This is a genomic window from Actinoplanes sp. NBC_00393 (assembly GCF_036053395.1).
Taxonomy (GTDB): Bacteria; Actinomycetota; Actinomycetes; order Mycobacteriales; family Micromonosporaceae; genus Actinoplanes.
This window is the reverse complement of the sequence record NZ_CP107942.1, coordinates 1,102,674-1,117,654: the sequence shown is the minus strand read 5'-3', so window position 1 is coordinate 1,117,654 and position 14,981 is coordinate 1,102,674. Positions and strand designations below refer to the sequence as shown.

At 70.8% G+C, this 14,981-nt stretch carries 12 protein-coding genes; 2 read left to right on the top strand and 10 right to left on the bottom strand.

All coding sequences use genetic code 11. The features are described from left to right. Positions 1–68 precede the first annotated feature (68 nt). Genes OHA21_RS04940 through OHA21_RS04930 form a run of 3 tightly spaced genes read right to left on the bottom strand, consistent with a single transcriptional unit; the run spans position 69 to position 4,004 of the window. The gene (locus OHA21_RS04940) at positions 69–1,535 is read right to left on the bottom strand and encodes a GGDEF domain-containing protein (protein WP_328470589.1); all 1,467 of its coding nucleotides are present in this window, start codon (positions 1,533–1,535) and stop codon (positions 69–71) included. A gap of 37 nt (positions 1,536–1,572) precedes the next feature. Then, a complete protein-coding gene (locus OHA21_RS04935) occupies positions 1,573–2,652 on the bottom strand; it encodes a hemolysin family protein (protein ID WP_328470587.1) in 1,080 nt (359 codons plus the stop codon). After that, positions 2,649–4,004: a hemolysin family protein gene (locus OHA21_RS04930; protein WP_328470585.1), complete on the bottom strand. Its 1,356-nt coding sequence runs from the start codon at positions 4,002–4,004 to the stop codon at positions 2,649–2,651. Before OHA21_RS04930 ends, OHA21_RS04935 begins: the two co-directional genes overlap by 4 nt. Before the next feature lie 167 nt (positions 4,005–4,171). Here OHA21_RS04930 and OHA21_RS04925 point away from each other — a divergent pair, with 167 nt between their 5' ends. Further along, a complete protein-coding gene (locus OHA21_RS04925) occupies positions 4,172–4,825 on the top strand; it encodes a hypothetical protein (protein ID WP_328470583.1) in 654 nt (217 codons plus the stop codon). A gap of 159 nt (positions 4,826–4,984) precedes the next feature. Continuing rightward, positions 4,985–6,154: an MFS transporter gene (locus tag OHA21_RS04920; protein WP_328470581.1), complete on the top strand. Its 1,170-nt coding sequence runs from the start codon at positions 4,985–4,987 to the stop codon at positions 6,152–6,154. On the opposite strand, the gene OHA21_RS04915 is transcribed toward OHA21_RS04920, so the two are convergent. The 7 genes from OHA21_RS04915 to OHA21_RS04885 all read right to left on the bottom strand — a co-directional run bounded on the left by OHA21_RS04915 (position 6,151) and on the right by OHA21_RS04885 (position 14,938). Next, the gene (locus tag OHA21_RS04915; protein ID WP_328470579.1) at positions 6,151–7,941 is read right to left on the bottom strand and encodes a thiamine pyrophosphate-requiring protein; all 1,791 of its coding nucleotides are present in this window, start codon (positions 7,939–7,941) and stop codon (positions 6,151–6,153) included. The genes OHA21_RS04920 and OHA21_RS04915 overlap by 4 nt on opposite strands. 28 nt (positions 7,942–7,969) lie before the next feature. Beyond that, the gene (locus OHA21_RS04910) at positions 7,970–8,971 is read right to left on the bottom strand and encodes an ABC transporter permease (RefSeq protein ID WP_328478300.1); all 1,002 of its coding nucleotides are present in this window, start codon (positions 8,969–8,971) and stop codon (positions 7,970–7,972) included. A 2-nt stretch (positions 8,972–8,973) separates the two neighbouring features. Beyond that, on the bottom strand, positions 8,974–9,930 hold the full coding sequence (locus OHA21_RS04905) for an ABC transporter permease (protein ID WP_328470577.1): 957 nt from the start codon (positions 9,928–9,930) through the stop codon (positions 8,974–8,976). After that, positions 9,927–11,459, bottom strand: coding sequence for a sugar ABC transporter ATP-binding protein (locus tag OHA21_RS04900; RefSeq protein ID WP_328470575.1), 1,533 nt, complete (start codon positions 11,457–11,459; stop codon positions 9,927–9,929). Before OHA21_RS04900 ends, OHA21_RS04905 begins: the two co-directional genes overlap by 4 nt. A 58-nt stretch (positions 11,460–11,517) precedes the next feature. Continuing rightward, a complete protein-coding gene (locus OHA21_RS04895) occupies positions 11,518–12,600 on the bottom strand; it encodes an ABC transporter substrate-binding protein (protein WP_328470573.1) in 1,083 nt (360 codons plus the stop codon). A gap of 395 nt (positions 12,601–12,995) precedes the next feature. Then, entirely contained in the window at positions 12,996–13,952 is a 957-nt protein-coding gene (locus tag OHA21_RS04890) for a hypothetical protein (RefSeq protein WP_328470571.1), read from the bottom strand. A gap of 2 nt (positions 13,953–13,954) precedes the next feature. Beyond that, entirely contained in the window at positions 13,955–14,938 is a 984-nt protein-coding gene (locus tag OHA21_RS04885; RefSeq protein ID WP_328470569.1) for a helix-turn-helix transcriptional regulator, read from the bottom strand. Between the last annotated feature and the right edge of the window lie 43 nt (positions 14,939–14,981).

The following is a 14,981-nucleotide window of genomic DNA, read 5'->3' as shown; positions in this document are numbered from 1 at the left end:
GGACCGCGACGGAAGACGGAAACCAGCCGAGGCGGAAGGCGAGAGGCCGAAGGCGGAAGGTGAAGCGGTCAGGCCGCGAAGTGCTTCCGGGCCCGCTTGTTCGCATACATCCGCTCGTCAGCATGCGCCAGCAGCACATCCGGAGCAACCAGCCGACGCTCGGTCCAGAGCGTAGTACCCACCGCCGCCGTAACGCGCAGCGAGACCCCCTGCCAGGGCAAAGGTTCCGCGACCGCGTCGGCGATCCGGTCGCTCAGTTCGTACGCCGCAGCCTTGTCCGTATCAGGACAGAAGATCAGGAACTCGTCGCCGCCGATTCGCGCGACCACATCCTTGCTGCGCACCACAGCGCTGATCCGGGCCGCCGTAGCCCGCAGCAGATCATCGCCGGCCTCATGCCCATGCCGATCGTTGACCGGCTTGAAATCGTTCAGATCGCAGTAGATCAGCGCCAGATCACCGGCCGTCCCCTTCGCATGCCGGGCGATCGCCTTCTCCATCACCGCGAACAGCCGCCGCCGGTTGACCAGCCCGGTCAGCTCGTCATGCGCCGCCTGGTGAGCGAGGGCGTGCTGGTCACGGGCCCGCTGCGCGTTGAGCCGCCCGATCCGGACCAGCACGAGCGGAATGGTCAGCATCGGCGCGATGGTCAGCAGCAGCCCGTCCGGCGGCGCGCCCATCAACTGCCCGATGCCACCGATCACCGGCACCACCAGCATGGCCGCGCCGAACAGTTCCAGTTGCAGGCGCTGGCCTCCGGACGACGGCGGGACACTCGGTTCCATCAGCCCGAGCACGCTGGGATGGATGCCGGCCGCGCCGAGGCACAGATAGCCGAGGGCGAAGCAGAGCGCCGGGAACGACGCCTGGTGCTCAGAGGCCGACGGCATCACGTTGACCGCCGCGATCCCGACCACGGTGCAGCCCAATGCGGCGAACAGATAGCCGAGGCTCGTACGGCCGGTCCCGCAGGTCCGGGCCACCCGCAGCAGCGCGCCGCAGATGCCGAACAGCACCAGGATCTGGGTGAGCACGATGAGCTGCTGGCCGATGCCGGCGTGTTCGTGCAGCAGGCGCGGCCGGAACGCGAACGCCCAGATCGGCGCGGCCACCGCGATGCCGGCGACGGCCGCGTCGATGGTGCCGCTGCCGTCGCGGGGAGCGTGCTTCAGCACGATCATCAGGCTGGCGGCGAGCATCAGGGCGTACCCGGCGATCTGCGGCGGCGCGACCATCCAGGGCGGCGGCTCCGGCCAGGGCATCGGCAGCACGGCGGTGGCCAGCCAGGCGCCGTTGACAGCGCTCAGCGCCAGCAGCGCGATCATCACCAGCGTCCAGGGACGCCGATCAGTCACCCCATTGATGCGTACGCCCACCGCGACGGCCACCGCCGCGACGAGTCCCGCGGCGAGCAGCAGGCTCAGCCGTACCAGCACCGACCCGGTCAGGTGGCCGACGGCGAACACCACTGCGAGCAGCGCGAAGCCGGCTGTCACCCCGGCGGGGCGCAGTCCGGACGTACCTGGCGGGCGCACGTCCGCACTATCGCCCGCCGCGCCCCCGTCTTGAGAGCTATCGGGCGGTGCCTGCGGTGCGGCCCGCCCGCCGGGCCGCGTCGATCACCGGGTCGGTCTCGTCGTCGAACTGGCCCATCACCTGTTCGAGCAGGTCCTCCAGGGTGACCAGCCCGATCACCGCACCCGCCTCGGAGACCAGCGCGAGATGGCTGCGGCGCTGCCGCATCGCCGCGATCGCGTCCAGGACGCTGGTGCCGGCCGGCAGCGGCAGCGGCGCGGTCATCAGGCTGCCGGCGGTGGCCGCCTCCCCGTTGCTGGTGGCCTTGGCGACGTCCCGGACGTGCACGACCCCGACCAGCTCACCCGCGGCGTCGGCGACCGCCAGCCGGGACCGGCCGGTCTCGATGCTGCGCAGTTCGACCGTACGGGCGTCGTCGCCGGCGGACACCGCGACGATCCGGTCGATCGGGACCATCACCTCCCGCACCGTGGTCGACTGCACCGCGAGCATCGCGGTGAGCAGCTCGTGTTCCGCGTCGGCGATGGTGCCGTGTTCCTTGGAGGTCTCCAGCAGCATGCGCAGCTGCTCCGGGTTGTGCACCTGGGCCAGCTCGTCCTGCGGGGTCACCTTGACCAGGCGCAGGCACGCGTTGGCCAGCCCGTTCAGCGCGGACAGGACCGGGCGCAGCACGGTGGTGAAGCCGACGAACGGGATGGCGAGCAGCTGGGCCGAGGTCTCCGGGTGGCTGATCGCCCACGACTTGGGCGCCATCTCGCCGACGACCACGTGCAGGAAGCCGACCAGCGCCACGGCCAGGATGAACGCCACCACGTAGGCGGCGCCCTCGGGCAGCCCGACCGACGTGAACACCGGTTCGAGCAGGTGCGCCACCGCCGGTTTGGCCAGCGCGCCCAGCCCCAGCGTGCACAGCGTGATGCCGAGCTGCGCACCGGCCAGCATCATCGACAGGCTGCGGGTCCCGGCCAGCGCGACGCGGGCGCCACGCGAGCCGTCCGCCGCGGCCTGCTCCAGCCGGTGCCGCTTCGCGGCGACCAGCGCGAATTCGGCGGCCACGAAGAAACCATTGAAGACCAGCAACAGTACGGAGACGAGCAGCGCCCAGGTCGTGCTCATGCCGGAACCTGCCCGTCCTCGATCACGGTGAGTGCCACCTTCTCCGGGACGTGCCGGTGGACCGCGAGCACGGTCAGCCGGGCCACCCCCTGCGGCTGGAGCTCGCCGTCCTCGTCGACCAGCGGCGGCAGCTCCACCTCGACCTCCTCGCGGGCGTCCGGCAGCCGGCCGAGCCGTTCCAGGATCAGCCCGGACACGGTGTCGTACGCGTCGTCGTCGGGCAGCTGCACCCCGGTCGCCTCGGCGATCTCGTCGACCCGGGCCCGTCCCGGGATCGTCCAGGTGCCGTCGCCGGTCCGTTCGATCACCGGTTCCGGCAGGTCGTCCTCGTCGCGGATCTCACCGACCAGTTCCTCGGCCACGTCCTCGAGGGTGATGATGCCGGCGAAGCCGCCGTACTCGTCGACGACGATCGCCATCTGCCGGTGCGCCTCCTTGAGCCGGTCCAGCACCTCCGGCAGGCGGGCCGACTCGGGCAGCGCGACCGCGGCGGCACACAGTTCGCGTACCGGGGTCGTAGCGCGGGCCGCGGGCTCGAGGGTGACCACGTCAGCGATCGTGACCACCCCGACCACGTCGTCGACGTCGTCGCCGATCACCGGGAACCGGGAGTGGCCGGTGTCCAGCAGCTCGACCACCCGGGATGCCGGGTCACCGGCCCGGATCGTGGTGACGTCCACCCGCGGGCGCATCGCTTCGGCGGCGTTGCGGATCCGGAAGTCCAGGCCGTGGTCGAGCAGCCGGGCAGCCCGCTCGTCCAGGACACCGTGCGTGCTCGCGGCGGCGATGATCCGGTCCAGGTCCTCGGTGGTGGCGCCCTGCGGCAGCTCCTCGACCGGCTCGATACCGATGGCGCGCAGCAGCCGGGTGGCGGTGGCGTCGAAGACCCGGATCAGCGGCCCGGCCACGGCCAGGTAGATCAGGGTCGAGCGGGACAGGGCCCGGGCCAGCGTCTCCGGTTTGGCGATGGCCAGGTTCTTCGGGGCCAGCTCGCCGAAGACCATCTGCACGATGGTGGCGAACAGCAGCGCGAACACCATCGAGATGGACGTGCTGACACCCTCGGACACGCCGGTCGCGCCGAGCAGGTCGGCGGTGCCCTGGCCCAGGTACGGCTCGGCCACGTACCCGGCGAGCAGGGCGGTCACGGTGATGCCGACCTGGGCGCCGGACAGGACGAACGACAGCCGCTGGGTCACCTTCAGCGCCCGTTCGGCCGCGGGGTCACCCTCGTCGGCGAGCGCCTTGAGCTGTTCGCGGTCGACCGCGACGTACGCGAACTCCTGCGCGACGAAATAACCGGTGGCCACCGTGAGCAGCACGATCGCCAGCACCCCGACGGCGATCAGCATGTCCGGTCACCGCGGGCGTCGCGGGCGGAACGTCGAGCACAGGGCCGGGTCGTACCCGGCCGGATATCACTGCCTTCGGACACGCACGAAAACTAACATGCAGGCCCGGGGCCTGCTGATCGCCTCCGCTGCTCAGTGCGGCCGGGACGTGCGGTACAACCACCACCGTGACCCTCGTCTTCTGCACCGACCTGGCGGCGGCGTCCTGGATCGCCGAGAGCGAGCTGGACTGGTCCGACCTGGTGACGCTCGGCCCGGCGGGTTTCCCGGCGTACGCGCGACTGCGGTTCCTGCCCGACCCGGTCCCCCCCGGCATGAGCGAGAACGACGCCGTGTTCGAGGAATGGCGTGAGGAACAACTCCCCCGGCTCTACGAGATCCTCGCCGAGCACACCACCACGCCGGACGACTGCCACTTCTGCGTCTGGGACGGCTTCGGCCAGTGGGACAACCCGCCGGAGGAGGCCGTTCCGGCGGACTGGTCGCCGGAGGCCGTACCCGGCCTGGCGCCGCCGTTCGAGCACCCGGACGGCGGCCCGAAGGTGGAGCTGCCGGCCCGCGCGTATTGGCTGTTCCGGGGCCCGCTCGCTGAGGTGGGCACCTGGTCGCAGGCCGACGGGTGGCCGGGCCAGGTGCGCCTGCACGACGAGACCCCGGCCTTCGCCTGGCCGGCCGACCGCGCCTGGTGCTTCACGTCGGACGTCGACCCGCACTGGGCCGGCATCGCCGGCACGCCCGAGCTGATCGCACGGCTGATCGCCGACCCGCGCCTGGACGTGGTCCCCACCGACCACGACGAGATCCCACCGTTCTACCGGTAGCCTCGGGCCGGCCGGTGATCGTACGCTCGGCGTCGTCTCCTGTCTGGCAGCCGCCGGCACCCTCGGGGCGTTGATCCGGGCCTCGGCCACCGGCCGCCTGAAAGCACGCTGGTGGCTGGCCCTGCGTTGCCGCGCGGCACGGAAGCGTTAGCGTGACGCATGCAAATCCGTCGCGCCCGGATCGCCACCTCGCTGGTGTTCCTGCTGTTCGGCACTGCGCTCGGGGTGTGGACCGCGCGCATCCCGACGATCAAGGAGAATCTCGGGCTCAGTGACGGACGGCTGACGTTCGCGCTGCTGGCGTTCGCGGCCGGCTGCATCCTCGGCATGCTGGTGCTGGGCCGGCTGACCGACCGGTTCGGCAGTTCGCGCGTGCTGATCCCGGCCTCGATCCTGGAGGGCCTGCTGCTGATCGCGCCCGGCTTCAGCGGCACGCTGGTCGCGCTCTCGATCGCGCTGTTCGCGTTCGGCGCGGTGCACGGCACGCTCAACATCGCGATGAACGCCAACGCCATCGAGGTGCAGCGCGCCTGGGGCAGCCCGATCATCTCGTCGTTCCACGCGATCTACAGCATCGGCGGCTTCCTCGGGGCGCTGACCGGCAGCCTGTTCGCCCGAGCCGGAGCCGGCGCCGACCTGACGTTCCTGGCCGTCGGCGCGAGCGTGGCGGTCCTCGCCGGGCTGGCCGCCCGCTGGATCATGCCGGGCACACCGGTCATCGAATCCGTCACCGCAGAGCCGGCATCGAAAAGGACGCCGCTGCTGTTCTTCTTCGGGATCCTCGTGCTCTGCACCCTGGTCGGGGAGGGCGCGGCCGCCGACTGGAGCGCGGTCTACCTGCGCGACAACCTGGGGACCACGACAAGCTTCGCAGCGTACGGCTACGCCGCCTTCGCGATCATGATGACGCTCGGCCGGCTCGTCGGCGACCGGGTGACCACCGCCCTCGGCCCGGTGCTCCTGGTCCGCCTGAGCGGCGCCCTCGCCGCCCTGGGCCTGGGCACCGCGCTGCTCCTGGATCACCCGTTCGCCGGCGTCGCCGGTTTCGGCCTGCTCGGCCTCGGCCTGTCCTGCATCGCCCCGCAAGTCTTCTCCGCCGCCGGCAACCTCGACCCGGCCCGCTCCGGCCGCGCGCTGTCGCTGGTGGTGAGCATCGGCTACCTCGGCTTCCTGCTGGGCCCGATCCTGATCGGCGCCGCCGCCACCGTCGTCGGCCTGCCCACCGCCCTGTGGATCCCGGTCGTCCTGGCCATCTTCGTAGCCGCCAGCGCCCCCACCATGCGGCTGGTTGACACGGCTGTTCCCGAGCCCTCCGAACAGCCCGGTTAACCAGCCACAAATCCCTCGTCGGCGCGCTCGCGGCGCAGGTGGGCCTCGGCCCGGCGGGCCATCGGGCCCTTCTCCGCCGCGAGCCCGTCGTACATGGCCTTGACCTTCTCGTACGGCTGGCCGGGCGGGAGCAGCGGGATCGCCGGGTCGACGACGGCCTCGATCAGCACGGGCCGGTCGGCGGTCAGCGCGGTGTCCCAGGCCCCGGCCAGTTCGCCGGGGTCGGTGATCCGCACGCCGCGCAGTCCGAGCAGCTCGGCGTACGCGGCGTAGGGGACGTCCGGCAGGTCCTGCGAGGTGGCGAACCGCGGCTCGCTCTCGGACTCGCGCTGTTCCCAGCTCACCTCGGCCAGGTCCCGGTTGTTCAGCACGCAGATCACGAAGCGCGGATCCGCCCAGTCCCGCCAGCGGGCGGCCACCGTGACCAGTTCGGCCAGCCCGGCCATCTGCATCGCGCCGTCACCCGCCAGGACCACCACCGGGCGCTGCGGGGCCGCCAGTTTGGCCGCGAGCCCGTACGGAATCCCGCACCCCATCGACGCCAGAGTGCTGGACAGGTGCGCCGGAACGCCGCGCGGCAGCCGCAGGTGCCGGGCGTACCAGTAGACGACCGACCCGACGTCGACCGCCACCTGCGCGTCCTCCGGCAGCCGGTCGGTGAGCGAGCGGACCACCAGCTGCGGGTTCACCGGTTCGGCGTCCGCGGCGGCCCGGGCCGCGCTGATCAGCCGCCAGCGCTGCACCCACTCCTCGACCCGGGCGGCCCACGCGCCGCGGGGCCGCGCCGGCACCAGGGAGAGCAGCTCACGAACGGTTTCCGCGGCGTCGCCGAGCAGCGGGACCTCGACCGGATACCGGACGCCCAGACGTCGCCCGTCCACGTCGATCTGCACCGCCCGGGCCTGTCCCGGCGCCGGGTAGAACTCGGTCCACGGGTCGTTCGTGCCGATCAGCAGCAGCGTGTCGCAGTGCCGCATCAGCTCGGCGCTGGCCGTGGTGCCCAGGTGTCCCATCACGCCGGTGTGGAACGGCAGGTTCTCGTCGAGCACCGGCTTGCCGAGCAGCGAGGCGGTCACCCCCGCCCCGAGCCGGTTCGCCAGCTCGACGATCTCCTGCTGTGCCCCGTACGCCCCCTGGCCCACCATGATCGCCACCCGCTCACCGGAACCGAGCAGCTCAGCGGCCTCCTGAAGATCCTGCTGGCGGGGCACCAGCCGCGCGGGGCGCAGCCCCGGGCTGGTCGCCAGCACACCGTGCTCGTGCGCGCCGGGATCGGGCGCCGGCTCCGACTGCACATCGTGCGGCAGGATCACGCAGGTCGGGCTGCGGGTCGCCAGCGCGGTCCGGAACGCCCGGTCGAGCAGCATCGGCACCTGCTCCGCGGTGTGCGCCGCCTGCACGAACTGGGCGCACACGTCCCCGAAGAGCCGCACCAGGTCGATCTCCTGCTGGTACGAGCTGCCGAGCACCGTCGACAGCTGCTGCCCGACGATCGCCACCACCGGCTTGGAGTCGAGTTTGGCGTCGTAGAGGCCGTTGAGCAGGTGCACCGCGCCGGGCCCCTGGGTGGCCATGCAGACGCCGACGCCACCCGTGTACTTGGCGTGCCCGACAGCCATGAAGGCCGCCGCCTCCTCGTGCCTGGCTTGCACGAACGTGGGTTTCCCGGCCCGGCGCAGCGCACCGAGCACCCCGTCGATCCCGTCGCCGGAGTACCCGAAGACGCGTTCCACGCCCCAAGCGGCGAGGCGTTCCGCTACCACATCCGACACAGTCCGTTCGCTCATGCACGGTGGCTACCCGCAGCGGAGCGCTTCACGCGTCGCGGCGCAGGCGGACCAGATAGGTCTGTGCCACCACGACCAGCGCCAGGAACGCCCCGCTGATCACCTGCTGCCAGTTGCTGTTGACGTTGCCGACCTGGTTGATCAGGTTCTGGATCACGCCGAGCAGCAGCACGCCCGCGACCGTTCCGGCGATCGTGCCGGCGCCGCCGGTAAGCAGCGTTCCGCCGATCACCACCGCGGCGATGGCATCCAGCTCCATGCCCGCGCCGAGCACGGTCACCCCCGAGCCGAGCTTGGCCGCGTTGATCGCTCCGGCCAGGCCGGCCAGCAGGCCGGACATCAGATAGACGGCGACTTTGGTACGGCGTACCGGCACCCCCATCAGCGCGGACGCGTCCTCACTGCCGCCGACCGCGTAGACGCTGTTGCCGAACCGGGTCCGGGCCAGCAGCAGCATCCCGAGCAGCACCACGACGGCGACCAGCCACACCTGGTAGCCGATGCCGAGGAACGAGCCGGTGCCGAAACGCCGGAAAGCATCGTTCTGCACCAGGTAGGTGGTGGACCCTTCGTCACTGACCGCACGCATCAGGCCGCGCGCGCCGAGCAGCGCGGCCAGGGTCACGATGAACGGCGCCATCCGGGTCCAGGCGATCAGGACACCGTTGAGCAGACCGATCAACCCACAGACCAGGAGGGGTACGCCGAACGCGGCGAAGAACCCGTACTCGGACGCCCACGCCGCGAGAACCCCGCCGAGCACGTAGAGCGACCCGACCGACAGGTCGATCCCGCCCGTGATGATCACGAAGGTCATGCCGAGCGCGATCAGCATCGGCGGCGCCGCCGCGACCAGGATGGTCGCCGCGTTGTCCAGGCTGCGGAAGTTCGGAAACGCGACGAGCGCGATCAGCACCACGACGGCGAGCACCGCGACCGCGCCCTGCCGCTGGACCGCGCCGACGATCCGGTCGGTGCGCTCGGCCACGCGTGGATCCGCGATCGCCGCGGCTTTCTCAGCGGTTCCCATCGTCACCGGGACTTCCTTTCTCGGGCCACGTAGACGGCGACGAGGATGATGACCGCCTGCACCATCTCGGCGGTCGACGGCGGCAGGTTGTGTTTGATCATCGTGGCCACCACCAGTTGCATGAGCAGGGCGCCGGCGACCGTGCCGAGCACCCGGACCCGGCCGCCGGTGAGCGGGGTGCCGCCGACCACCACCGCGGTGATCGCGGACAGCTCGATCAGCAGGCCGACCGACGAGGCGTCGCTGGACTGGATCCGGGCCACCGAGAGCAGCCCGGCGATCGAGGCGAGCACCGCACACAGCACGTACGTGGTGATCAGCACCCGCTGGACCGGAAGCCCGGCGAGCTCGGCGGCCGGCCGGTTGCCGCCGACGGCCAGCAGGCGACGGCCGAAGACGGTCCGCCGGATCACGAACGCCACCACCAGCACGAGCAGCGCCGCGATCCAGACCAGCACCGGGATGCCGAACAGGTCGCCGGAGCCCAGCCAGATCAGGTCTTCGTTCCGGACGTCCTTGAGCTGGCCGCCGGAGATCACCACGGCCAGACCGCGGCCGCCGACGAACAGGGCGAGGGTGGCGACGATGGGTTGCAGCCCGACCTTCGCCACCAGGGTGCCGTTGATCAGGCCGACGGTGAGGCCGGCCAGCAGCGAGACGAGGATTGCGGCGAGCACGCCGTACCCGAGGTAGAGCGGGATCAGCGCCGCGGCCAGGGCCATCACCGAGCCGACCGACAGGTCGATGCCCTCGGTGCCGATCACCAGGGCCATGCCGAGCGCGACGATGATGACCGGGGCCACCTGGATCAGCTGGATCCGCAGGTTGCTGCCGGTCAGGAAGTACGGGGTGAACACGATGTTGTAGGCGACCAGCAGGACGATCGCGACGTAGACGCCGTATCGCGGTAGCCAGTTCGGGATTCGTGCCCGGACAGCGGGCGCCGTCAGGGTGCTCATACCTCTTCCTCCCCCGCGGCCTCTCCTGCGGCCGCGATCGTGGCGAGCAGGTCCTCGGTGGTCACGCCGGTTCCGGTGAGGACGCCGGCCACCGCGCCGTCGCGGAGCACGACGACCCGGTCGGAGCCTTCGACCAGTTCCTCGGCGTCGGAGGAGACCAGCACGACGCCGAGGCCCTCACCGGCCAGCTCGTCGATCAGGTTCTGCACCTCGGCCTTGGCGCCGACGTCGATGCCGCGGGTCGGTTCGTCCAGCAGCAGGATCTTCGGGTTGGTGGCGAGCAGGCGGGCGAGCAGGACCTTCTGCTGGTTGCCGCCGGAGAGGTCGCCGACCAGCTGGTCGGGACCGGACGCCTTGATCCGCAGCCGTTTCATGTACGTCTCGACGACCTGGTCGATCTTGGCGTCGGAGACGAGACCGAGCCGGGACATCCGGGGCAGCACGGCGAGGGCGATGTTCTCGCGTACGGATAGGCCCGGAATGATTCCTTCGGCCTTGCGGTCCTCGGGCTGGACCGCGATGCCGGCCTGGACCGCCTTGACGGTCTTCGCCGGCACCGGTTTGCCGTCCACCTCGACCGTGCCGCTGTCGATCGGGTAGGCGCCGGCGATCGCTTTGATGGTCTCGCTGCGACCCGCGCCGAGCAGCCCACCGAGCCCCACCACCTCGCCCGGGCGGACCTCGAAGCTGATGTCGCGCAGTTTGTGCCGGCTGGTCAGGCCCGCGGCACGCAGCACCGGCGGCGAGGCGGTGTCGGCGTCGTGCCCGCCGCCGAAGACGGTGAAACCCTCCCGGCGTACCTCGGCCATGTCGCGGCCCAGCATGAGCGAGACCAGCCGGATGCGTTCCAGGTCGGCCAGCCTGCCGGTGTGCACCAGCTTGCCGTCGCGCAGAATAGTGACCGCGTCGCAGATGCGGTAGAGCTCGTCCATCCGGTGCGAGACGTAGACGATGCCGATGCCGCGTTCGTGCAGGTCACGGATCACGCCGAAGAGCGTCTCCACCTCGCGCGGCTCCAGCGACGAGGTCGGCTCGTCCATGATCACGACCTTGGCGTCGATCATGACGGCCCGGGCCAGGGCGACCATCTGCTGCGCGCCGAGCGGCAGGGTGCCGAGCCTGCGGCGCACGTCGGCGGTCACGGAATAGCCGGCCAGGATCTCCCGGGCCTCGCGTTCCATCCGGCCGCGGTCGATCAGCCCGAGGCGGTTGCGGGGTTCGCGGCCGAGGAAGAGGTTCTGCGCCACGCTCATCAGCGGGACGAGGTTGACCTCCTGGTAGATCGTCGAGATCCCGGACCGCTGGGCGTCCATCGGCGTGCCGAACCGGACCGGTACGCCCTGGTAGCGCACCTCCCCGTGGTCCGGCTGGTACACGCCGGTGAGGATCTTGATCAGGGTGGACTTGCCCGCGCCGTTCTCCCCGACCAGCGCGTGCACCTCACCGGGCTGCAGGGTGAAGGACACCTCGTCGAGCGCGCGGACACCGGGGAACGTCTTCGATACGCCGGCCACTTCCAGCAGCGTCATGCCTTGCCTCTCGAGAAAGGTGCCGGCGCCCGGACCGTGCCCGGGCGCCGGCGGTGGTTCAGTACGCGCTGCCGATGTCGCTCTTCGCGTTGCTCTCGTCGTAGGCCCGGTCCTCGATGATGATGTCCTGGCCCACCGGCTGACCTGCGAAGAAGTCCGTCGCGGTCGAGAAGGCGAGCGGCCCGAACCGCGGGTTGGACTCGATCACCGCGGAGATCCAGCCGTCCACGATGCCCTGCACCGCACCCTTGGTCCCGTCGATCGACACGATCTTGACGTCGCCGGCCTTCTTGCCCGCGCCCTTGAGCGCCGTCACCGCGCCCAGCGCCATCTCGTCGTTCTCGCCGTAGATGCCGTTGATGTTCGGCTTGGACTGCAGCAACTGCTCGGTGACCTTCTGCCCCTCCTCGCGGGAGAAGTTGCCGGTCTGCTCGAACGTCACCTTGATGTCCGGGGCGACCTTCGCGATCTGCTCCTTGAACCCGCTGGTCCGCAGCGTCGTCACGTTGTTGCCCGGCGACCCGAGCAGGATCGCCACCTCACCCTTGTTGCCCAGCGCCTTGGCCATCTCGTCGGCCGCCCGCTTGCCCTGCTCGGCGAAGTCCGAGCCGATGAAGGACAGGTAGTCCTTGCAGGCCGTCGCGTTGATCTTCCGGTCGATCGTGATGATCGGAACCTTCTTCGCCGACGCCTTGGCGAACACCGAGTCCCAGCCGTCGGAGTTGAGCGGCGCGATGATCAGCAGCTGGGCGCCCGAGTCGATCATCTGCTCGACGTCGCTGATCTGCTTGTTGAACTGCGAGTTCGCATTCGCCGTCGTCAGGTTCGTGATGCCGAGCTTGGCGGCCTCGTCCTTGATGGACTGGGTCTCGGCGATCCGGAACGGGTTCGCCTCCTTCTCGGACTGGGAGAACCCGACCTTCGCCGTCTTCAGATCGATCTTCGTGCCGCCGTACTGGTCGATCGTGCAGCTCGCCGCGCCGGGCGCCGCGGACTGCACCACCTGCGTGGCCTCCGGGGCGGCGCCGGCTCCGGTCGTGGTGTCGCCGCTGTCCTCGGACTTCGCGCAGGCACCCGCGCCGGTGAGGGTGAGCACGAGAACGAGGGCGAGAACTGTCCGGCGGCCGGGAATGGTCTTCATCAACTGGCTCCTCAGGAACGAACAGCAAGACACTTGGTTAGTCACGTCTTCACGCATGTTCGAACACATTCAGGCATCGGTAAACTTTGCTTGTCAAGGCCGCGGGGTTTTCGAAAATCATCACTGCCCAACCATCGGCTGGCTCGGATTACCGCTGCACAAGGGCCTGTTGGCGCAGCCTCTTCGAAGCCTTCGATGGGAACGCTCACATTGGAGCAGCAGGAGGTCGGGTCCGGTTCCGCAACGCTGAACGCCGATGTTCGATTTCGTTCACATCGGCCGGCACCGGCAGTCGCGGCGTGGCGCTGAGTGAGCGCTTGCGACCGGTGGCGTGATCTAACTGCAACGGAAACGGCCGCCCGGTGGGCGGCCGTTACAGGAGGTCTCGCAGAAGGTCAGCAGCCGAGCCGGTCGGCGCCGAGGGCGATGTCGTCGATCCAGAGGTTGAACTCGCGCGGCGTGGTGCCACCCTGGTACAGCTGCCAGCCGATCTTCACGGTGTTCACCGTGGGCAGGACGAACGGCACGTCGTTGCCGCCGTGTTCGTCGGTGGAGGCGGTGAGTTCCGGGTTGGCTTTCCCGTCGATCCAGACCGTGACGCGGTTGTCCGCGGGGTCGAGGGCCCACTCGAAGCACTGCCAGGTGTCCTCGACGACCGGGGCGGACTCACGCCAGTTCGTCCAGTCGCCGGTCGGGCCGCCGTCGGCGCCGACACCCCAGAAGATGCCGGGCACGGTCGGGGCGTACTGGCCGCCGATCGGCCGGACGACCTCCGAACTGCCGCTGCCGGTCGCCTCGACGAGCGTGAAGTGCGCCCAGTCCGGAGCGGTCGGGAAGGCGTCGACGCGCAGCCGCATCCGGCCGTAGAAGCGGTTGCCGGGCGCGGCGAAGTCGTCGACGCGCAGGAAGGCCCGGCCGTTGTCGACCGTACGGACGTGCAGCACCTTGCCGTGGCGGGCGCGTTCCACGGTGAGCGTGCCGTTGCGTGTGTCGACGCCCCAGTTCAGGGTGCTGGGGCCGCCGGTCGGCAGGCGTTCGAAGTCCTCGCAGAAGAGCAGGCCGCGGGTGCAGGAGCCGCGGTGGGCGGTTGCCGCGGCGCCGGCAGGGCCCCGGTCGGCGGCGGCCTTCGCATCGCCGGCGGGGACGCTGCCGGCGGTGGCCTTCGCGGCATGGGCCGGGACGCTGCCGGCGGTGGCCTTCGCAGCATGGGCCGGGACGCTGCCGGCGGTGGCCTTCGCAGCATGGGCCGGGACGCTGCCGGCGGTGGCCTTCGCGGCATGGGCCGGGACGCTGCCGGCGGCGGTGGCGCTGAGCATCAGGACAGCGGCGAGCGTGGCAAAGATCGAGCGCATGGTCACCTTCCAGTCTTGGGAGCGCTCCCATCCTCGCATGGCATCGATGATTGGCAATGGTTGTTCGCGAAGCGCCGCCAGGCGGATCGCACCTCGGCCGGCCCGTGGACGGTGACCTCGGCGTCCAGGAAAGCCAGCCCGGGCAGCAGCCACTGCCACGCGTCGACCACGACCACGGCGTGGGTGCGGCCGGCCGCCATCGGGGTCAGGTCGGCCTCGTGGTGCCGCAGCGCGTCGGCCACCGCGGGCATCGGGGCGTGCACTGTCAGCTCCACCCGGTGGCTGTCCCGGGCCAGGCCCTGCCGCAGGTAGTCGAGGCCGGTGCGGGCGGGCAGCGGGCGTGGCTCGTACCGCTGGAGGGTGTCGCGCGGGCCGGTGATCCGGTCGATGCGGAACACCCGCCAGTCGTCGCGGCCCGGGTCGAAGGCCAGCAGGTACCAGCGCAGCCGGAACTGGATCTGCCGGTACGGCTCGACCCGGCGCTGTGTGCCGGCCCCGGTCGCGTCGGCGTAGGTGAAGCTCACCAGCCGCCGGCCGGCGATCGCCTCCGCGAGCAGACTCATGGTGGCGGCGTCCGGGCTCGGCGCCGGCGTTCCGCCGGTCTCCAGGGCGTCGCGCAGGGCGGCCACCCGATGCCGCAGGCGCTTCGGCAGGAATTGATCAAGTTTGGCGTACGCCCGATCCGCCGCCTCGTCGACGCCGCCGCTGCCGGCGCCGGCCAGGGTGGCCAGCCCCAGCATGGCCGCCACCGCCTCGTCGTCGTCGAGCAGCAGCGGCGGCATGACCGCGCCCCGCGACAGCCGGTAGTAGCCGCCCGGCCCGGGTTGCGTCTCCACCGGATAGCCGTAGCCACGCAGCCGCTCGACATCGCGGCGCAGCGTGCGCGGGCTGGTGTCCAGCCGGCCGGCGAGCTCGTCACCGCTGAACGCCCGGCCGGCCTGCAACTCGGCCAGCAGAGCGAGGATCCGTTGCGTGACATCGGCCATCACCGCAGTCTGCCGGTAATCGCGGCCAGATTCCGGCCACATC

Excerpts from the sequence above, each read along its gene's own strand:
- OHA21_RS04935 (WP_328470587.1), bottom strand. The coding sequence starts at position 2,652 with ATGAGCACGACCTGGGCGCTGCTCGTCTCCGTACTGTTGCTGGTCTTC.
- OHA21_RS04930 (WP_328470585.1), bottom strand. The coding sequence starts at position 4,004 with ATGCTGATCGCCGTCGGGGTGCTGGCGATCGTGCTGCTCACGGTGGCC.
- OHA21_RS04920 (WP_328470581.1), top strand. The coding sequence starts at position 4,985 with ATGCAAATCCGTCGCGCCCGGATCGCCACCTCGCTGGTGTTCCTGCTG.
- OHA21_RS04915 (WP_328470579.1), bottom strand. The coding sequence starts at position 7,941 with ATGAGCGAACGGACTGTGTCGGATGTGGTAGCGGAACGCCTCGCCGCT.
- OHA21_RS04910 (WP_328478300.1), bottom strand. The coding sequence starts at position 8,971 with ATGGGAACCGCTGAGAAAGCCGCGGCGATCGCGGATCCACGCGTGGCC.
- OHA21_RS04905 (WP_328470577.1), bottom strand. The coding sequence starts at position 9,930 with ATGAGCACCCTGACGGCGCCCGCTGTCCGGGCACGAATCCCGAACTGG.
- OHA21_RS04900 (WP_328470575.1), bottom strand. The coding sequence starts at position 11,459 with ATGACGCTGCTGGAAGTGGCCGGCGTATCGAAGACGTTCCCCGGTGTC.
- OHA21_RS04895 (WP_328470573.1), bottom strand. The coding sequence starts at position 12,600 with ATGAAGACCATTCCCGGCCGCCGGACAGTTCTCGCCCTCGTTCTCGTG.
- OHA21_RS04890 (WP_328470571.1), bottom strand. The coding sequence starts at position 13,952 with ATGCGCTCGATCTTTGCCACGCTCGCCGCTGTCCTGATGCTCAGCGCC.
- OHA21_RS04885 (WP_328470569.1), bottom strand. The coding sequence starts at position 14,938 with ATGGCCGATGTCACGCAACGGATCCTCGCTCTGCTGGCCGAGTTGCAG.